The sequence below is a fragment of the Radiobacillus sp. PE A8.2 genome (genome assembly GCF_045635475.1).
Lineage (GTDB): Bacteria > Bacillota > Bacilli > Bacillales > Amphibacillaceae > JBJGXI01.
On sequence record NZ_JBJGXI010000025.1, the window covers coordinates 54,651 to 74,724 of the forward strand.

The following is a 20,074-nucleotide window of genomic DNA, read 5'->3' on the forward strand; positions in this document are numbered from 1 at the left end:
TAAATGAACCATTCATAAAGTACTTGATATAAATGGCCGCTCCAAAGCTTCTACTTTGGGGTGGCTACATCTATTTTCAACTAAATGGATGAGGAGGATAAAAATGTATGCTGTAGAGCTCAGAAATGTCACAAAACGTTTTGGCGTAACTGTTGCAAACGATGCCGTTACGTTTCAAGTGAAAAAAGGTGAGATACATAGTTTATTAGGTGAAAATGGCGCAGGTAAAACAACATTAATGAAAATTATTTATGGTATGCATAATCCAGATGAAGGAGAGATTTGGATTAATGGTAGTCAGGTTAATTATGACCATTTTAATCCATCTATTGCAATAAACAAGGGGATTGCCATGGTCCATCAGCATTTTATGCTAGTTGACACAATGACCGTCACCGAAAATGTAGTACTCGGATATGAAGCAAAAAAAGGGTTGTTTTTTGATAAGCAAAAATCGGTAAATGAGGTTGCCCGAATTTCAGATAAATATGGTTTGAAGGTTGATCCGAGGGCAATTGTTGAGGATTTACCAGTAGGTACGAAACAGCGGATTGAAATATTGAAGGCCCTTTATAGAGATGCAGACATACTCATATTAGATGAACCAACAGCGGTGCTGACGCCATTGGAAGTTGAGGATTTATTCCGTGTGTTAGTAGAATTAAAAAATGCGGGAAAATCGATTATTATAATTACACATAAATTAAAAGAAACAATGGCGATCGCAGACCGAACAACGATTCTTAGGAACGGTGAAACAATCGAAACCTTGGATACAAAAACATCGACTACAGAGCAATTAGCTGAGCTGATGGTCGGTCGAAAAGTATCTTTCGACGCACCTGCTACTGTTGATACAAAAAAAGAAAAACTATTAGAAATCAATGATTTAACGGTTCGAAATGGAAGAGTCCCTGTAATTGACGGTTTGAATCTTTCATTATTTGGTGGAGAAATACTAGGGATTGCTGGAGTGGAAGGTAATGGGCAATCAGAATTGATCGAAGTGCTTACTGGACTACTTTCGCCAAATGAAGGTAAAGTAATATTTAAAGAAAAAGAAATACAGAATTTGTCTCCAATACAGGTAATAAATGCTGGGATTGGACATATTCCCGAAGACCGAACGAAATCTGGACTTATAAATGATTTTTCTATTAAAGATAATTTAATTCTCGGTTATCATAATAAACCGATGTTTCAAAAAAATAAAGTTTTCAACACAAAGAAAATTACTGAACACGGTGAGATGATTCGTACGAACTACCAAGTGAAATCGTCTAATACGGACATGCCTGTAAGTGCACTATCTGGAGGAAATCAGCAGAAAATTGTAATTGGACGCGTATTATCCCAGGACCCAGACGTCATTATAGCTGCTCAGCCGACAAGGGGAGTAGATATCGGTGCAATTGAATACATTCACCAACAATTGTTCGAAATGAGGAATAAAGGAAAAGCTGTATTGCTAATTTCTGCCGAACTAGATGAGATTCGAAAACTTAGTGATAATATTGCAGTTATTTACGAAGGGAAAATAGTTGCTTATGACCGCGCTGAAAATTTCAGCGAATATGAACTAGGAAGCTTAATGACTGGTGGCACAAAGAAGAAAGAGGTGGAAACAGGACGTGATTAATCAACTACGTAAATTAGTTATGGGTTCGGCCATTACTAGTTCCATTCTTTCTTTAATACTAGCATTTTTGTTTAGTGGTTTGGTGCTTTTATTAGCAGGATATTCTCCAGTTGCTGCCTATGGCGCTATTGCGCAAGGTGCTTTTGGTGATTTAGATGCTTTAGCCAATACACTAGCTAAAGCGACGCCAATCATGTTTACTGGTTTAGCGGTAGCGATTGCTTTTAGGGGCGGGCTATTTAATATTGGTGCAGAAGGACAGTTATACCTCGGGGCATTTACTGCTGCCATTGTAGGTATATATTTAAATGGACTACCTGGTGTTATTCATATTGTTGTTGTCATGATCGCGGCCGGGCTTGTAGGTTCAGCGTGGTCATTTCTTGCTGGTTTTATCAAAGTAAAATGGCGTGCGCATGAAGTCATTGTAACAATTATGTTGAACTATATTGCAATCCTATTAACTGAATATCTAGTAAACTATGTATTTAAAGCAGAGGGAATGGTTCCCCGTACGGAGATGGTCGCAAAATCGGTATACCTTCCCCAGCTGGTCCCGCATAGTCAGTTAACAATTGGCATTTTCTTCGCGATAGCGGCTTGTCTGTTTATGTATTGGTTTTTCCGTTATCACGTGTATGGTTACGAAATAAGAGCAATTGGTCTAAATCCCACCGCAGCAAAAACGGGGGGGATTAATCACGGCAAACGGATCATGCTGACGATGGCGATTAGTGGATTTGTTGCTGCTTTAGCTGGTGCTGTTGAAGTAATTGGTGTGCACCATTATTTTATAAATGGTTTGTCTCCAGGTTATGGCTTTGACGGTATCGCAGTTGCTGTCTTAGGCAGGAACAATCCAATCGGAGTTATTTTCTCAGCGATTTTGTTTGGAGCTTTGCGTGCAGGTGGAATGCGACTGGATCGAAGCACAGAGATTCCTGCAGATTTTGTTATTATCATTCAAGCTTTAGTAATCATTTTTGTTGCTACACCATGGGTAATTAAGGTAATAAAGAGCAAGAAGAAAGGGGGAGAGAAGATTGGATAATGGTACTGTAGAATTAATAATCTCATTACTATCCGGCTCTCTCCGAATTATGATACCAATTGCCTTTGCAGCACTTGGAGCAATATTGTGTGAGCGTGCAGGGATCATTAATATTGGTATGGAAGGCATGATGCTCGTTGGTGCGTTTGCCGGAGTTTGGGGTGCAGATTTATTTGGCAATGGCTATGTTGGCATCTTATTTGCAATGGTTGCAGGTGGCTTGTTTGGCTTGATTCATGCGGTATTGACGGTTCACTTTAAAACCGACCATATTATTAGTGGTCTTGCGATTAACATGCTCGGTCTTGGTTTGACAAGTGTATTATTGGAAATTATTTGGGGCAACCGAGGTAATTCGGATGAAGTAGAAGGAATTGGTTACTTGTCTATACCAATAATTAGAGACATACCTGTGATTGGACCAATCATTGGTAACCAATCGATCTTATTTTATCTGCTAATCGTGCTAATCATTGTCACATGGCTCTTGTTATATAAGACCGTATTAGGTTTACGTATTCGCGTCATCGGTGAAAATCCTCATGTAGCTGATACACTAGGCGTAAATGTAAATGGTATTAAGTATTTGTGTGTAATTTTAAGTGGTGTACTAGCAGGTATTGGTGGCGCCTATCTCTCTGTAGGTGAAGTGCATTTGTTTGGTAGAGATATGATTGCTGGTAGAGGATATATCGCACTTGCAGCAATGATTTTTGGTGGATGGAATCCATTTGGCGTATTTGGTAGTAGTCTATTGTTTGGTTTTGCGCAAAGCCTGCAAATTAGATTGCAGGTATTTACAATTCCGGTTCAATTCATCCAAATGATTCCGTATGTGCTCACGATTCTTGTCTTGATTGTGTTTCATAAGCGAAATCGAGCACCTGCATCAGTCGGGAAACATTTTAGAAGAAACTGATGTTTAGAATAAACGCACAAGTTGTGGCTTAACCTTTTTTTATAAACACTTTAGATCCATTATAACTAAGGCTGTTTTCTAAAAGATTGTTGTTAATACGCAAAACAGCTAAACTCCGTCGTAACGTAGTGCCCGTGATTTCCGCTCCAGGCAGTCGCTTTTCGCTAGTTTAAAGCGTTTTTCTTTAAACAGGCACGGCTTCAGCTAACTCAGAAGCAAATGTTTTCGGTGGGACGAGTAATCGCAGTCCCAAAGAGCGCTTCTCTAGTGGATCTTCAGCCCGTGCTGTTCCCGCAGAACTTTGAATTAACTTCCCCGATTAACACCGCACGAAGAAAATGCGGTTTTCATTTTCGAGGATCGACTGCCTGGAGCTCCAATCACCCGACGTAAAGAGCAATCCCGTTAGCAGCGGAGGAAATGCACTTCGACTCCTGAGGCCCGGCGTTGTCCGACAAGGACGGTTTCAGCCTGTAGTCCTTAAGAAACGGCCTAAGTGAGACCCCGCAGCGCGAACGCGCGAGGAGGCTCACTAGCCCCCCTAAGGTGCGCGAAGTGGATTTCCGGAGCGGGTATAAGCACACTCTCAGGTTACGATGGATTTCACTTCAAATAAGACATAAAAAGCAACAAATTCTGCGAAAAGAGCCATAAATAAGAAGAACGATTTTACTCCATATGGAAAGATCGTTCTTTTTACGTTTTCATAATTTTTATGGTAATATATAGATGAGCTGCTGGTGTTAAGAGTTACGCACAATAATTTCATCATGGTCTTTACTTTTTACATCGTCCGAACAGACAAGCCTCGTATGCAGTCTATAAGTGATTTTACTGGATGTTGGTTGAAGTTCTTGTGTTAACTGATACGAGAATGGAATTTCTGTTTTTTCATTTTGATCTATTGTCCTTGACATTAGAATTGTTTTCACAGGCTCGACAACTTCAGGTTTTTCCCCTTGAGATTCTCGGATTAAATCACATTCCAGTCTCTGTATCTTATATTTAAACCATCCGCCCTTAAGATAAAAGACCCCTGTTACTTGTCCACCTTTAAAGATTTCGTTTGTGTTAAGAATTAATTCTACTTGTGGTGAACTTTGTTTCACAATACTCATTATGCGCTTTAGCAATGTTATGCCCTCCGTTAGGTCTGATCATCTACAGTATTTAAATTCATCTCATAAAAGTAAGAAAAGGAACTGTTGTGTGTTAATCTCTGTTTTACGAGTATCTAAGCCTTATATATTTTATAATTTGCTAGATTCATAGTCAATATTATTTTATGATGTTAATTATTAGTTCGTTTCATTAGAAAGGAGTTTCACCTATTTATGAATCAAAAACTGATTATCGCAGAAAAGCCATCTGTGGCAAAAAACATAGCTGATGCACTAAAAATTAAACAGAAAAAAGATGGGTATTTTGAGGGTAATGGTTATTTTATTACTTGGGCATTCGGCCACCTATTAGAACTATATGATGCCAAAGACTATGATGCAGCGATGGCGAGGTGGAAGATGGACAACTTTCCATTTATCCCGTCACCATTTAAATATAAAGTCAAAAGTAATCCACGCAATAGAGCACAACGTGATGCAGGCGCAGCGAAGCAACTAAAAATCATTCATTCGCTTATCAAAAGGTCTGATGTAGACGGAATCATCTCGGCATGTGATTATGACAGAGAAGGACAGATTATTGGAGATAGTATTATTTACAATAGTAAAACGGACAAAAAAGTATATCGGATGCTGTTGAATGAATGGACATCAGAAGAAGTGTTACGAGGCTTAGCTAATTTAAAGTCTAATGATGAAATGAGACCCCTTCAGGACGCAGGAATAAGCAGACAATGGACAGATTGGGTAATAGGGATTAATTTAACATCGGTAGCAACCTTAAAGTATCAAAAGGGAAGAGGAAAGGTATTAAATATTGGTCGAGTACTTTTGCCAACTTTAAAAATCATATACGATCGCGATATGGAAATTAAAAACTTTATACCAGAGGATTATTTTAAATTAAACGCAACGTTTCAAACGGTGGATCATCAAACGTATGTAGGAACATACATAGAGAAAACCGACAAATTCAAGAAAAAAGATCAGTTAGAAGATATACAAGACGAAATTAACAATAAGACTGCAAAAATTATAAACAAACAGAAGGATAGAAAAAAAGAATTTCCACCATTTTTATTCAATCTATCTAATCTTCAAGGGCATGTAACGAGTAAGTACAAAGGATGGACATCAGACAAAGTGTTAAAGGTCGCCCAATCTCTTTATGAGAAAAAATTTATTACCTATCCAAGAACATCAAGTACTGCCTTGGAGGAAAGTTTGGTAGGGAAAACAGCAAAAGTTCTAGAGAAAATAACTGCTGACTTGTCATACAAAAACGAGGTCAGATTCACAAAAAGCAAACGGGTTTTTAACAATGCTAAGGTGGAGAGTCATAGTGCAATCGTTCCTACCTATGTCATTCCAAAACGACTTACGAATGATGAGCAGATTGTTTATAATGCGGTGAAAAATCGATTAATTATGCAGTTTATGCCGATTGCTGAATACGAAGAAACTGTGATTATTACAAAAATCGATGGCACAAATATAGAAGGAGTCTTCCAATCGAAGGGAAAGGTACAGCTTGTGGAGGGGTGGAAAAAGGTAGAGCGAATTCAATCTAAGGACACGTTGCTCCCCTTAGTCCAGGTTAATGATCAAGTTTATGTAGTACAAAGTGAACTAACTTCTCATGTTACGAAACCACCTAAATATCATACCGAAAAAACGTTATTGCGGATTATGGAGACATGTGGAAAAGGGTATAAGGATGAAGAACCAGAAGATAGCGAAGAATTTCTCGGTACCATCTTGCAGGGCTTTAGTATCGGCACAGCTGCAACACGGGCTGAAACGATAAAAAAACTAAAGGACATTGGCTATATTACTTCTTCACAAAAAAATCTTACTTGTACAGAGCTAGGAGTTAAGTTAGTAGAAACCTTTCCAATTCAGCAATTATTTGATTTAGAGTTCACAGGACGCTTGGAAAAATCACTTTATGATATGGAAAAACGCAAAATATCTAAGCAAGCTTTTCTAGGTGAGATTTATGCTTTTACAAAACAAGCGGTAATAACAATTAAAGATAAAGAAGCAATTGTCATTCGTCAGATTTCTTCAACTTCATCGTCTAGCGAAGCAGAAGTGTTAGGTAAGTGTCCGCTTTGTGGTAACGCTGTTGTCGAAGGTACGAAAGGTTTTGGCTGTAGTAACTGGAAGAGTGGTTGTTCCTTTGTGGTCTGGAAGAACGATAAGTATTTGGCTTCGATGAAAAAGAAAGCTACAAAAACAATGGTAAAAGGTCTATTGAAAAACGGAAAAGTTTTTGTCAAAGGTTTGACGAGTAGAAACAACAAGAAGTTTAATGCGTATTTAAGTTATGAAAAAAACACGAATAATAAATATTTTAGTTGGAAAATGGAATTTGCTAAATAAACAACACCCTTAGAAAAATTGGTTTTATATTTATATAACAATATAGCATGAAACAAGTAACTTTCCCTCATACTACCACTAGGAGGGAAATTACCCGTGAAAACTTTAATTACAACTATTTGCATGGCTGCTGTGCTGGCAAATTATTCAGCTGAGATTACGTTGATGATGCAAGGGCAACTGCTCTTAACATTTAATAAGCAGATGCTTGTGAAAAAAATAATAGACGATTCCTTCGTTAATTGGGGTGCTGTCGAAAATTTAACTGAGGATGTTGATGAACGAATAAGCCAACCATCAGAAAATGCAATCATAAATGACCAAGGAATCATAGAATCTGGAAAGCCTGGAATTCAATTAGATAGACAAGTCTTTAAGGAGCAGTTAGTAGCTAAATTATTTCAGAATCAGTTCGATCAGCAATTGGATGTGCCTATAAATCGGGTATATCCAAAAGTCGATAGTGAATTATTATCAACAATCAGTGCAAACAAAATTGGGTATTATATAACTTATTTTAATTCGAGAAACAAAGAGCGGTCTGTTAATATAGAAATCGCAACCGAAGCTATTAATAATCATGTTATATTTCCTGGAGAAACATTTTCATTTAATGAAGTAGTTGGTGAAAGGACGATGGAGAAAGGATATAAGCGAGCGCCGATAATTGTCAAAGGTGAGCTTACAGAAGGGGTTGGAGGTGGGATTTGTCAGGTATCTTCTACTTTATTTAATGCTGTGGACCGGGCTGGGGTACATATTATTAAACGATACTCTCACAGCAAGCAAGTAAAATATGTACCACCAGGCCGTGATGCAACGGTAAGTTGGTATGGACCCGATTTCACATTCCAAAACCGTTATCATCATCCCTTACTCATTCAGGCAAAGGCAAGAAATGGTGCCGTAGTAATTCAAATATTTTCTTCGGAAGAAATCGAAGTGAAACATAAACAAACTCCGGATGCATCCAAACAGTTACCGGATGAGATGAAACGGGAGCCATCCTAATCTAAAGACTAACTGGGTGAAGGCTAAGCTCCTATTCATAATCCTGCACGCCAAGGTCATTAAGCAGTGCTTTTAATTCTTCTGTTGCTTGCTCAGTTGATTTAAAATATTCCTCGTTACTGCAATTCGGTAGATGACGGTAGCGGGCAATAATATCATCTAATGGAATCCGTTCTTCTTTCGTTGCATTCAAATAATAAGGAGCTAAAGCAGCACATATTACAGTAAAAGCTCCTCTATTATTAGCGATAAAATCAACAGAAATAACGCCGGCCATGCCGTCTTTATTTTTAACATTTAAAGCTCTTCGTGCCACGACCTCTAACTTAACTGCAATTTTTTCGCCAAACATGTAATCATTCCTTTCAAACAAGTTAACTTTTATCTTAACATAAAACTATAGATTGTAAGCGATTAATTTTAGGCTGAAGAGATGATTGGCTTACATTAGTATTTTGGATTTAACTAAATTAGATTAGACAGAAAGTTAGTAAAGTGTTCACATATTTTTCTGTGTAGAAACGTTATAAAATGTGAATAAGTTTACAACCTGGTAGAGAGGATCTGGTACTATGAGTTTTTACACACCACAGCAAATTGCTGAATACACCATTAAAGCAGGAAAGAAAAAAGCAAATTTATCGATTTTAGAATCATCGATACTTGGTTTTCAGGCTGGAGCATTTATCGCATTAGGCTTCCTATTATATATACGTGTAGTTGCAACAATCCCAACAGACTGGGAGAGTTTCGCTGCCTTTATCGGTGCATCACTTTTCCCAATAGGTTTAATTTTAACATTGTTAGCTGGAGGTGAATTATTAACGGGAAACATGATGGCAGTCCCATTATCCCGGTTTGCCAAACAAATTAGTACAAAAAAACTAGCAATTAATATAATGGTCATCACATTAAGCAATTTTTTCGGTGCGGTGTTTGTTGCTTATTTCTTTGGACATATTGTTGGCTTAACAGAAACCGGTGCGTTTTTAACGACAACAGTGGAAATTGCCGAGCATAAGTTGGAAGCTAGTTTTGTGCAGGCATTCGTTTCAGGTATTGGTTGCAATTGGCTAGTTGCTTCAGCAGTTTGGTTGTCGTATGGTGCTCAGGATTTTGCTGGTAAGATTCTTGGTATATGGTTCCCTACAATGACCTTTGTTGCTATCGGATTTCAGCACATTGTAGCAAATATGTTTGTTATCCCAGCAGCTATTTTCGCAGGTCACTTATCATGGGTCGCTTATTTACAAAATTTTGTTCCCGTATTTCTGGGGAATGCAGTCGGTGGCAGTTTTTTTATCGCTGGTGCTTATTGGATTGCGTATGTAAGAAAAACAAAACCAGTTGCGAATAATACTGTTGATGAGTTTCCGTTATCTGTTGTGTCGGAAGGGAAATAAAATAAGGAGGCGGACTATGCCGCCTCATGATAAGAAAATTAGTGCATGTGTCTAGCTCCGAGCGCCAGAAACTAGGCGACTTCACGAATCGCCTTACGATAAGTCATCATCGATTCAAGTTTTATGGAAGGTCGACTAAAGGCGGACTTGTCGTCCAAAGTCAACATACCCCTATGCGGGGGCATGATTCCTTTATCTCAGTCGATTCGCTCCAGTCGCTACGTTTCTAAGCGGCGCTCTGCACTTTTCGTGTGTCTAGCTCCGAGCGTCGGAAACTAGGCGACTTCACGACTCGCCCTACGATAAGTCATCATCGATTCAAGTTTTATGGAGGGTCGACTAAAAGCGGACTTGTCGTCCAACGTCGACATACCCCCTATGCGGGGGTATGATTCCTTTATCTCAGTCGATTCGCTCCAGTCGCTACGTTTCTAAGCGGCGCTCTGCACTTTTCAAATTTGATTATAAGCAGGAATGTTACCGATACTTTCAGCACTATAGACAGCATTTAATATAGCCTGCTCCATTACCTTTGCGGCCATTGCACCGATAAGATCAACCGGTAGCTTTGGACCACCAGTCGCTAAAGTGAAAATTGTATCACCATCATACATCGTATGTGCAGGATAAATGGTTCTTGCGAATGCGTCATGAGCCATTTGAGATACTTTCGTTGCTTCAACCTTAGATAAAGAAGTATTGATAGCAACTACACCAATCGTAGTATTCGTGCCAGGAAATAGTACCTTGTGCGCCGTCTGTTTTAATAAGCTATCACTATCTAGCAGTTGTTCGTTGTTCCGATCGTATGGACCAGCGATCGTTTGACCTGTTGCTGGATTGCGAATTTCACCGACAGCATTTACTGCAACTAGTGCACCTATCGTAATTTCATCTGATATCTTAATGGAAGCAGTTCCGATACCAGCCTTCATACAATACTCAAAGCCAGCTAACTTCCCTACAGTTGCTCCGCATCCTGCACCATAGTTACCAGTAGTAATTGGATTTGAAGAAGCGATAGATGCTGCTTGATAACCCATTTCTAAATCTGGTCTAGTATGTGGGTCCCCAATTGCTAGATCAAATAAAACTGCTGCTGGCACAATTGGTACTCTTGCAACACCAACATCCATCCCTATTTGCTTTTCTTCAAGATATTTCATTACACCGGAAGCTGCGTCTAAACCGAAGGCACTTCCGCCTGTCAAACAAATCCCATGTACCTTTTCAACTAAATTAATAGGGTTCAATAAATCTGTCTCTCTTGTACCTGGTGCGGATCCACGGACATCAACACCAGCAATTGCTCCAGCTTCGGTGATAATAACAGAACAACCAGTAAGTGCTTCCGTGTTCTGTTGTTGTCCAACAAGAATACCGGGAACATCAGTGATTTGACCAGTCGACATAATATCCTCCTTCATTGTGTGTAAACGCTCATATACTTTTCTTTATTGTATTTTTGATAGTTTTATTCGTCAATGTAATCGACTCAGTGTTATATTGACTGCAAGAGAAAATTTACTTATAATATGATTATTAATAGTAATCAAATTACTTTTAGTAACTTTATTTATATTATTAGGAGGTCGACGCATTGCAATTCCACCAATACCCGCATATGTTTGTGCAGCAGATTGAAATCAATGTTCAAGATATTCATCGCTCGCTTGAATTTTATACGAAAGCAATTGGTTTACGTTTATTAGAAAATACCGGTAATAAAGCATCATTTACCGCAGATGGAAAAACACCACTAGTTATAATAAAGCAACCAGAAAATGTGAAACCAAAACAAATGCGGACAACAGGTTTATATCACTTTGCATTACTCGTTCCGAATCGCAAAGAGCTAGGAAAAGTTATCCAGCATCTGCTGGATATTGGTTATCCACTTCAAGGAGCTTCAGATCACCTAGTCAGTGAAGCACTCTATCTATCAGATCCAGATGGACATGGTATTGAGATTTATGTTGACCGACCAGTGGATACATGGAAGTGGCAAGATGGAGAAGTGGATATGAACACGGTTCCTATGGATGTAAAAGCAGCACTAGCAGAAGCAAAACATGAAACATGGAAAGGTCTATCAAGTGAAACGATTATGGGTCATATTCATTTACATGTAGCTGAAATAAAACAGATTAAGCAGTTTTACTGTGATGTTTTAGGCTTCGATATAGCGAACAGCTTATATGGTGACCAGGCATTATTTCTCTCTTCCGGTGGTTATCACCATCATATTGGTGTGAATACGTGGAACGGAGTGGGTGCAAAAGCTCCAGAAAAAGATAGCGTTGGATTACATGATTTTACAATTGTAATTCCAAATAATGAGAAGATGAAAATGATTGAAGCTAATCTAAAGCAGGCTGAAATACCGTTTGAAAATAAAGGTGCATGCCTCATTACGGAAGATCCCTCAGGTAATAAAATACAATTAACTATTCTAAAATAAAACTTTAATTAACTGGAATTTCCATATATGATAGAGGGACAGACAATAATAGTATTTCACTAGTCTGTCTTTTTATTTTTAGATAAGTGTAAGGCAGACTGTGATACGGTCAACTCAGAGTCATGTGATTCTTTTTTTAATGAAGTAACTTTTCGCTGTAAGCGCGATCAAAAAAATGGAGGAAATCACGTATGGAACTATCAGATGTTAAAAACTTAGTAGACAAAGTTAAGAACAATATACAAAAAGTAATCGTTGGTAAAAGCGAAACGATTGATTTATTACTCATAGCATTAATCTCATCAGGTCATGTACTCCTAGAAGATGTTCCTGGTACGGGAAAAACGATGTTAGCCAAAACGATGGCTAAATCATTATCCTGCACATTTAAACGCATTCAATTTACACCTGATTTACTGCCAACAGATGTTACGGGTTTAAATTTTTATAACCAACAAAAAGGACAATTTGAATTTCAAGCAGGTGCAATATTTGCTAATATCGTTTTGGCTGACGAGATTAATAGAGCAACGCCTCGTACGCAATCGAGCTTGCTAGAGAGCATGGAAGAACGCCAAGTGACGATTGACGGGGAAACACGACTGTTAAAGCGTCCATTTATGGTTATAGCAACGCAAAATCCAGTTGAGAATCAGGGGACTTTTCCACTCCCAGAAGCACAGTTAGATCGCTTTCTTATTAAACTTCGACTAGGTTATCCATCTCGGCAAGAAGGGATCGATATTTTAAAGCGGTTTATTGGAAATGATCCATTAGAAATAATTACGGAAGTTGTAGATGAAGCTGAAATATTAGCCGCACAAAAAAGTTATTCATCTGTGTTTGTAAGTGACGATATACTGTCCTATATGATGGATATTGTGGAATCGACAAGATCATCATCAAATATTACCTTGGGAGTCAGCCCACGAGGAAGTCAGGCACTTCTTAAAGCTGTCCAGGCTTATGCTGCCATAAAAGGTAGAGAATATGTAATTCCAGATGATGTTAAAGCAATGGTACAGCCCGTTTTGGCACATCGTATAGTAGTAAAACAAACGATAGGGATTCAAACAAATCAGGCAGCAAGGTTGTTAGAAGAACTAGTAAAGGATATAGCCGTTCCTACGGAGTCCGAGTTAGAGAAAGGGTTGCATGGGAAATGAGTATTCCTTGGTTAATATTCATTTTAATTGTCGTGATCATCGGACAAAGCTATGTACTGAATAAATGGGGATTAAGAAGAATTGAATATAAACGCTCATTTGTGCCGGAACCTGTTTTTGTAGGCGATGAGATCGAAATGGTTGATGAAATTGCAAACAAAAAGTGGTTGCCTATTCTGTGGCTAAGATTGGAATCTAAGCTACATCCAAATCTTCAATTTGTCTCTGAACAACAGCAACAAGAGATTCAAGATGAGACATTTCATCGTACACTTTTTACAATGATGCCGTTTCAAAGAATTAAGAGGCGACAGAAGCTTGTATGCAAGAAACGAGGCTATTATCGTTTTGAATCCGTATCGATGACGACTGGCGATGTGTTTGGCTATTCACAATCCTTTCAACATTTCGATGCTATCGTTGAGTTAACAGTATATCCAAAGATTGTATCTATTGATGATATCCCTTTGCCTTCACATAGCTGGCTCGGTGATTTGCTCGTTAAAAGATGGATTATCGAAGATCCTTTTCTTGTAACGGGTGTCCGCGAATATGTTCGAGGAGATGCACTTAATACGATTAATTGGAAAGCAACAGCACGAGCAGGTAATTTTCAAGTAAATCAAAAGGGTCATACATCTGATCATCAACTTCTGATATATGTAAATTTTGACCAAACAGATGATATTTGGTTACCAATTGCTGATCAAGAATTAGTGGAGCAAGGACTTAGCTATGCTGCCTCAATTGCTAATTTTGCTTTAGCTAAAGGTATTTCCACGGGATTTGGAAGTAATAGTTATTTAGTAGAACCATTTGGGAAATTTCAACGCATACAACCATCGACTAGAACTGCTTCAAATTTTGGAAACAATCAACTAACTTACATATTAGACACAATGGCTAAATTGAAAATGGATAGAAGTATGAGTTTTGAGCAGTTCTTACAAGAAGATTTAAATCGCAATCTTACAAATACAGACATAATAATTATTACATCGATGACGACACAGAAAATGGAAGCGCGTATACAAGAATTAAAAGCAAATGGAAATGCAGTTGAAATGGTATGGGTCCATGCTGATTATCAGAATCAACATAAAGAAGGTGACAATCATGCAGTTTAAAGAGGTCTGTTTGAAGAACTTTCAGGGCATGGTTGAGTATTTGATTGTTTTTCCCATTGTTTTACTTATTGGAGTATTCTTATTGCCGGCATCGTATTTATATAGTTTTTTATTCATTGTTCCCATATATTTTCTGGCGGGTCTATTATTCAGACGCCTCGTAACATATCAAAAAAGGTTTGTATCTGTATTTTATTGTTTCATCATCAGTCTCCCATTACTAGTTATTTATCATGAAACAATCATAGCAATGGTTATTTTCTTACTATTGGGCCTGCTGTCCTGCTATAGAGGGATTATGCATGGTGAGAAGAGTTGGCATGAGATATTTCCCGTTAGTTACTTATGGGGCGGGGGATTGTCTGTATATTTTATTAGTTATTTCTTATATCAACATGTAGAAGCACTGTTTCCATATCGTCAATGGATTAACTGGTTCGGAATAATTGTGATTGTTGTTATTTTGTTTGTTTCCAATTCTACACATCTAAAAGCAGCAACACTATCGAAGAAAAACAATCCTGTATTAGCTACTGTACTAAAAAGACACAATCAAATGTATATAATATGGACGATAACAGTTGCTGTAATAATCACAAATTTTGTTGCTGTTCAAGCTCTATTTATCAACGTGATCCGTTTTATATTGAGTTTAATTATTGCATTTTTTTCTTTGTTTTCCTCTGATGGCCAAACGGAGCAAGAGCAATCAACACAAACACCAATGATACTTCCTGGAGAAGAACAGCAAGAGCCATCCTTACTATGGATATGGGTAGAAAGAATTTTTATGGCATTGATTGTAGTTGCGGTCGTTGGAGTAGTAATTATGCTATTGGTGAAATTATTTAAGAAGTTCCGTCACAGTCTACAAAGATTGTTACAGACGATTAAAGAGTTCTTGAATAAATGGTTTAATATCTCAAACCAACAAGAAGTTGCGAAATCGTATACTGATGAGAAAGAAAGTCTTTTTGATTGGTATGAATGGCGAAAGCAAAGTAAGCATAGTGTTAAAAAGTTCTTGTCAAAATTAACACCACAACGAATAAAGTGGAATAGTCTTTCAGATCAAGAGAAGGTGCGGTATTTATACCGAGAATTAATAGTAGAACAAACGAAACGAGGTTATCAATACAGAAGGAGTAATACTGTTCATGAAACTGTTAGTGAATTAGGTCAACATATGCTAGCTGAAAATGAATTTCTTCGTGAGTTAGAAGACTGTTATCACAAAGTGAGGTATGGAGAGGGAGATGTTGATGATATCTCGAGTTTATTGTCAACATATAAAAGGCTAAGTACGAACAAGAGGAAGGGTTAGCCCTTTCTCTATCTGTGTATCAGTCTATAAGTTTCTCAGTCAGAGCATACTTAGTTCGACAAATTGACATACTTCATTCTATTAAATGCAGTGCAAACCTAGCAGTCGGTATTGCCTCGTGCGGACCGATTTCCTCTTCTATCTCGCTAGTATCTGGTAGATTTTCAAACATAACATATAATTCAAGCTCGTCTAAATTAACGAGATAATAATGATACTCAGCATCCACATCTTCATCATAGATTAACGCAAAAACTCTTCCGTCATCAGCAATGAAAAATTTCTGGTGTTTCTTCCGATTATCTATAAAAAACATATACACTCACCTCTATTAAAATGTATTAAAGTATATGCCGGATTTAGTAGAAATATACCATCAGAGGAAGTTGAAATGATAGTGTTTTCTTTGGTTAATTTCTTATATTCAGCTTTAAATCAAAAATAGGAGGTAAAATTAGCCAAAGTATCGTATAATATAGTTAATATTCTGTAAATTTTAAATAGAATGAATATTAAACGAAGAGAATTAAAAGGGGGATTAGACATTGTTTGATACGTATGAATTGGAAGGATTTTTTGATGAGATGTTTGAAGATTTAAAACATCCGCACACACATTGTCAGTCCTTTTATGAAAAACTAACGAGTTTAAAAGTGGCGGATTTAAAGGCTAGGCATGATTTAGCGCAACAAGACTTTCTAAGGCAAGGAATTACGTTTACGGTTTACAGTGACAATCAAGGAACAGAACGAACGATGCCTTTTGATTTTGTTCCCAAAATTATACCTTCTAAAGATTGGGATGATCTTGAAAAAGGTTTAAAGCAGCGCTTTGAGGCTCTAAATGCATTTTTAGATGATGTATATCACGATCAACAAATCCTAAAGGATGGTATTATTCCGCGGGATTTAATTGTAAACTGTCCGCACTTTCTTCACCAAGTTTCAGGTATCGATGTACCGCGAAAGCAGCATATTTTTATTGCTGGAATCGATTTAATTCGAGATAAGGATGGTGAATATAGGGTCTTAGAAGATAACCTGCGAAATCCTTCGGGTCTTTCTTATGTGTTTCAAAACAGATATGTAATGAGAAAGGTTTATCCAGAATTCTTTTTTGATTATTCGGTACGGTCACTAGAACAACAATTTTCTCATTTACACGGTGCGATGGCGTCTCTTGCCCCGCCACAGTCTAAAAATCCTACAATTGTTCTTCTTACACCAGGTATATTTAACTCTGCATATTATGATCATTCCTTTCTTGCTCAGCAAACAGGAATTGAACTTGTAGAGGGGCGCGATCTTGTAGTTAAAAACAGACACGTTTATATGAAAACGACACGTGGACTTCAAAAAGTCGATGTACTTTATCGTAGAATAGACGATGAATTTTTGGATCCTTTGGAATTTCGCGAGGATTCGTTATTAGGAGTGCCAGGATTAATTGATGTATACCGGTCGGGAAACGTATCGATATTAAATGGAATTGGGAATGGTGTTGCAGATGATAAAGCTGTATACCATTATGTACCAGATATGATTCGCTACTATTTAAACGAAGAACCACTCATTAAAAATGTAGAAACCTATTTACTCAGAGATCCTAAACAACTTGCGTATGTGTTAGACCACCTATCAGAGCTTGTTGTGAAGCAAACAAATGCTTCAGGTGGATATAATATGTTAATTGGTCCTCATGCAACGAAGCAAGAAATTGAAGCGTATAGAAAACAAATAGTAGCAAATCCTGCTGATTATATTGCCCAGCCTACGATGAAGCTTTCTCGGTTAGCGACCTTTAAAGGGGAACAATTTGCTCCTTGTCATGTTGACTTGCGTGTATATATCTTCGGTGGTGAAGATACGCATGTATTCCCGGGTGGACTATCCCGGGTTGCTTTGAAGGAAGGCTCCTTAGTTGTTAATTCATCACAGGGTGGAGGGGCAAAAGATACATGGGTCTTAGAAAATATACAATCACAAGATTAGCAGAAAGGGGATGTAGGTATGTTAAGTAGGGTAGCTGATTCCCTTTATTGGATGACTAGAAATATCGAACGAATGGAGAACAATGCGCGATTAGTAGAGGTCAAATTGATAAGTCAGTTAGAAAATGCAAATCCTATCCATAATATAAACCAAGACTGGGAAGAAGTACTGCATATAAGTGGATTTCATGGTTCATTCGACAATCTTTATACGCGGTATAACGATCGTTCCGTTATCGATTTTTTATTTTTTTCAAAAGATAACCCAAGCTCCATCTTAAATTCCATCAATATTGTAAGAGAAAATGCTAGAGCGATAAGAGAAATCATTCCACAGGAATTGTGGGGAAATATTAATTCTTTTTATTTCAATGTGAAAAACTACGCGAATTATGCTTGGGAAATGGATCAAATAAGTGATTTCTGTGATATGGTTAAAAAAGAGTCGCTTTTATTTCATGGCATCCTTGATGGTACGATGCTGCGCGGAGATGCTTACTTATTTATGGACATTGGTAAATATTTAGAAAGAGCTGAGAAATCTGCACGAATATTAGATGTTCTATATCATAAAAATCTCTATGGATATCCGAATGAAGAAGTTGTGGCTTATCATCATTGGTGGTCAGTATTGCAGTCAGTAAGTGGTTATGAAGCATATATTAAAACATATCGACCATTAATTGTCGATCGTCAAGTTGCAGAGTTTTTTATTTTAAATCCAGATTTTCCACGCTCTATGTTTTATTGTATACAAAGAGTAAGAGAAGCTTTTCTAACGCTAGAAAAAGGGGAAGTTAAGGAATATAATCAGCAATTAGCAGAGGAGTTAGAGAAGTTTGAACTTGATTTAAAAGAAACGACAATTGATCAAATAGTAGCAGTTGGTGCACACAATTATCTACAGCAATTTCTTAAAAGATCTAACATGATAGGTAACCTCGTTACATCAACATACTATCTGGGGGAAATCACAATACCATGAAATTCCAAATCTATCAAAACAACACTTATAAGTATGAGAGACCAGTAAGACAAAGTATTAATCAATTTAGATTACGACCGGTCGATGATCATAGTCAAACATTATTATCGTATCAAACAACAATTAATCCTTTCAGTGAATCTTTTGGTCATATTGATTATTGGGGAAATTATGTGGAGACTTTTTACTTATGGGGAGCACATGACTCGCTGACAATTGAAACCATGTCTATAGTGGAGACGCAGCCACTTCCTACTAATAGCCTGTTGTCCGCTGAACAACAGAGAGATCGAGAAAGTGAATTTTATCAGCAGAATTATGCTGAGTTTTTAGTAAGTACGCAATATACCGATATACCAGAAGAAATTATTAAGCAAATAACAGATCCGCTATGGGATAAAGCGATAAACGTAATCGAATTTGTACAACAAATCAATGCGTATCTTTATCATACACTTACGTATACGTCAGGTGCAACGACTGTGAAAACGAAGGCAGTTGAGGTGCTCGAGAAACGTGAAGGTGTATGTCAGGATTACACACACGTGATGCTTGCTTTATGTAGGTATCGTGGTATTCCGACTCGTTATGTTAGTGGCTACATTTATGTTGGCGAAAATGCAGCTTTACGTGGTGATGCGGCTACACATGCATGGGTGGAATTTCATGTTCCTACTCTTGGTTGGATAGGTATTGATCCTACGAATAATGTGTATGCAGACCAACAGCATATAAAGCTGGCAACTGGGCGCGATTATACAGATATTACCCCATTAAAGGGAGTTTATCTTGGATCTGTGCATACGCTTGACGTTCAAGTTAGTGTAAAGCAATTAGTTAATGACTAACGAATTTAGCATCTTGCAGCATATCATGCAGGTGCTTTTTGCTTTATATAAAAAAAATTCTGTTATACTTGGAGTTATCTGTAAGGAAAGGAAGATTGCTTATGACAGAATTAAACGTGAGTAAATTACAAATAGAACATGTATCAGTTAATACGGCTTCAGAGTTTAACGGCTTTCATATAAAATTTTTAGTGGATAATCAATTGTTTCAATTTCTAGTGGGACAAGGAACGAGTTTAATTCCATTTGGAATCAAGCATGTATTTACGGAAAAACAAGCGTGTCAGATTTGTAACAAAACGATTAACGCCGTACCTATCGGTCAGCAAATTTGTTCGGTATTACAAAGCCATCGTGAAGCACTACTTTCTTATTTTAAAACAAACTATGCAGATCTTTTACAGCATTGATTTCACAGGTAGCCACTTGACTATATGCTAATAGCTATAAGTCAACTACATAATTTTTAGAAACAACTGTTCATATCCGTATACAGTTTGGAACGATTTCGACCAACTTTATATCGATATTTAAAGTAAATGGTGGTGAAGCGTATCACGATATAACAAAATTTTTGTATAAAAGTAATTTTCTATTATCTGTTCCAACAACGGATATCCAATTAAATGTTAAAATAAGTAACT

18 protein-coding genes are annotated in these 20,074 nt (G+C 37.5%); 14 read left to right on the forward strand and 4 right to left on the reverse strand.

The window, feature by feature from the left end:
• Positions 1 to 103: 103 nt before the first annotated feature.
• The 3 genes from ACI6MV_RS14220 to ACI6MV_RS14230 are packed head-to-tail and all read left to right on the forward strand — an operon-like array spanning position 104 to position 3,609.
• Positions 104 to 1,639 (forward strand): ABC transporter ATP-binding protein, encoded by a 1,536-nt coding sequence (locus tag ACI6MV_RS14220; protein ID WP_407270970.1) that lies wholly within the window; start codon positions 104 to 106, stop codon positions 1,637 to 1,639.
• Complete coding sequence (locus ACI6MV_RS14225) at positions 1,632 to 2,690, forward strand: ABC transporter permease (protein ID WP_407270971.1); 1,059 nt, start codon at positions 1,632 to 1,634, stop codon at positions 2,688 to 2,690. The genes ACI6MV_RS14220 and ACI6MV_RS14225 overlap by 8 nt, the downstream gene beginning before the upstream one ends.
• On the forward strand, positions 2,683 to 3,609 hold the full coding sequence (locus ACI6MV_RS14230) for an ABC transporter permease (RefSeq protein ID WP_407270972.1): 927 nt from the start codon (positions 2,683 to 2,685) through the stop codon (positions 3,607 to 3,609). The genes ACI6MV_RS14225 and ACI6MV_RS14230 overlap by 8 nt, the downstream gene beginning before the upstream one ends.
• A 743-nt stretch (positions 3,610 to 4,352) precedes the next feature.
• Here the strand turns inward: ACI6MV_RS14230 and ACI6MV_RS14235 are convergent.
• Positions 4,353 to 4,727, reverse strand: a complete 375-nt coding sequence (locus tag ACI6MV_RS14235) for a sporulation protein (RefSeq protein ID WP_407270973.1) — start codon at positions 4,725 to 4,727, stop codon at positions 4,353 to 4,355.
• A gap of 216 nt (positions 4,728 to 4,943) precedes the next feature.
• Between ACI6MV_RS14235 and ACI6MV_RS14240 the strand changes: the two genes are divergently transcribed.
• Together ACI6MV_RS14240 and ACI6MV_RS14245 are read left to right on the forward strand one after the other, a co-directional pair.
• On the forward strand, positions 4,944 to 7,115 hold the full coding sequence (locus ACI6MV_RS14240; RefSeq protein WP_407270974.1) for a type IA DNA topoisomerase: 2,172 nt from the start codon (positions 4,944 to 4,946) through the stop codon (positions 7,113 to 7,115).
• A gap of 96 nt (positions 7,116 to 7,211) precedes the next feature.
• Positions 7,212 to 8,126 carry a VanW family protein gene (locus ACI6MV_RS14245; protein WP_407270975.1) on the forward strand — a complete coding sequence of 305 codons (915 nt, stop codon included), beginning with the start codon at positions 7,212 to 7,214 and terminating at the stop codon, positions 8,124 to 8,126.
• A 31-nt stretch (positions 8,127 to 8,157) separates the two neighbouring features.
• On the opposite strand, the gene ACI6MV_RS14250 is transcribed toward ACI6MV_RS14245, so the two are convergent.
• Positions 8,158 to 8,478, reverse strand: coding sequence for a hypothetical protein (locus tag ACI6MV_RS14250; protein WP_407270976.1), 321 nt, complete (start codon positions 8,476 to 8,478; stop codon positions 8,158 to 8,160).
• Between the two features lie 220 nt (positions 8,479 to 8,698).
• Between ACI6MV_RS14250 and ACI6MV_RS14255 the strand changes: the two genes are divergently transcribed.
• On the forward strand, positions 8,699 to 9,529 hold the full coding sequence (locus ACI6MV_RS14255; protein WP_407270977.1) for a formate/nitrite transporter family protein: 831 nt from the start codon (positions 8,699 to 8,701) through the stop codon (positions 9,527 to 9,529).
• A 452-nt stretch (positions 9,530 to 9,981) separates the two neighbouring features.
• Here the strand turns inward: ACI6MV_RS14255 and ACI6MV_RS14260 are convergent, their stop codons facing one another.
• A complete protein-coding gene (locus ACI6MV_RS14260; protein ID WP_407270978.1) occupies positions 9,982 to 10,941 on the reverse strand; it encodes a P1 family peptidase in 960 nt (319 codons plus the stop codon).
• 188 nt (positions 10,942 to 11,129) lie between these two features.
• On the opposite strand from ACI6MV_RS14260, the gene ACI6MV_RS14265 reads away from it, so the two are divergent.
• The 4 genes from ACI6MV_RS14265 to ACI6MV_RS14280 all read left to right on the forward strand — a co-directional run bounded on the left by ACI6MV_RS14265 (position 11,130) and on the right by ACI6MV_RS14280 (position 15,607).
• Complete coding sequence (locus ACI6MV_RS14265) at positions 11,130 to 11,990, forward strand: VOC family protein (protein WP_407270979.1); 861 nt, start codon at positions 11,130 to 11,132, stop codon at positions 11,988 to 11,990.
• Between the two features lie 191 nt (positions 11,991 to 12,181).
• Positions 12,182 to 13,156 carry an AAA family ATPase gene (locus tag ACI6MV_RS14270; RefSeq protein ID WP_407270980.1) on the forward strand — a complete coding sequence of 325 codons (975 nt, stop codon included), beginning with the start codon at positions 12,182 to 12,184 and terminating at the stop codon, positions 13,154 to 13,156.
• The gene (locus ACI6MV_RS14275) at positions 13,153 to 14,283 is read left to right on the forward strand and encodes a DUF58 domain-containing protein (protein ID WP_407270981.1); all 1,131 of its coding nucleotides are present in this window, start codon (positions 13,153 to 13,155) and stop codon (positions 14,281 to 14,283) included. The genes ACI6MV_RS14270 and ACI6MV_RS14275 overlap by 4 nt, the downstream gene beginning before the upstream one ends.
• 10 nt (positions 14,284 to 14,293) lie before the next feature.
• Complete coding sequence (locus ACI6MV_RS14280) at positions 14,294 to 15,607, forward strand: DUF4129 domain-containing protein (RefSeq protein ID WP_407270982.1); 1,314 nt, start codon at positions 14,294 to 14,296, stop codon at positions 15,605 to 15,607.
• Positions 15,608 to 15,680: 73 nt separating this feature from the next.
• On the opposite strand, the gene ACI6MV_RS14285 is transcribed toward ACI6MV_RS14280, so the two are convergent.
• A complete protein-coding gene (locus tag ACI6MV_RS14285) occupies positions 15,681 to 15,923 on the reverse strand; it encodes a hypothetical protein (protein WP_407270983.1) in 243 nt (80 codons plus the stop codon).
• Positions 15,924 to 16,152: 229 nt separating this feature from the next.
• Here ACI6MV_RS14285 and ACI6MV_RS14290 point away from each other — a divergent pair, with 229 nt between their 5' ends.
• The 4 genes from ACI6MV_RS14290 to ACI6MV_RS14305 all read left to right on the forward strand — a co-directional run bounded on the left by ACI6MV_RS14290 (position 16,153) and on the right by ACI6MV_RS14305 (position 19,840).
• Positions 16,153 to 17,598 carry a circularly permuted type 2 ATP-grasp protein gene (locus tag ACI6MV_RS14290; protein WP_407270984.1) on the forward strand — a complete coding sequence of 482 codons (1,446 nt, stop codon included), beginning with the start codon at positions 16,153 to 16,155 and terminating at the stop codon, positions 17,596 to 17,598.
• Between the two features lie 18 nt (positions 17,599 to 17,616).
• Positions 17,617 to 18,582: an alpha-E domain-containing protein gene (locus ACI6MV_RS14295; protein ID WP_407270985.1), complete on the forward strand. Its 966-nt coding sequence runs from the start codon at positions 17,617 to 17,619 to the stop codon at positions 18,580 to 18,582.
• Positions 18,579 to 19,430 (forward strand): transglutaminase family protein, encoded by an 852-nt coding sequence (locus ACI6MV_RS14300; RefSeq protein ID WP_407270986.1) that lies wholly within the window; start codon positions 18,579 to 18,581, stop codon positions 19,428 to 19,430. The genes ACI6MV_RS14295 and ACI6MV_RS14300 overlap by 4 nt, the downstream gene beginning before the upstream one ends.
• Before the next feature lie 101 nt (positions 19,431 to 19,531).
• Complete coding sequence (locus ACI6MV_RS14305; protein ID WP_407270987.1) at positions 19,532 to 19,840, forward strand: hypothetical protein; 309 nt, start codon at positions 19,532 to 19,534, stop codon at positions 19,838 to 19,840.
• Positions 19,841 to 20,074: the final 234 nt, after the last annotated feature.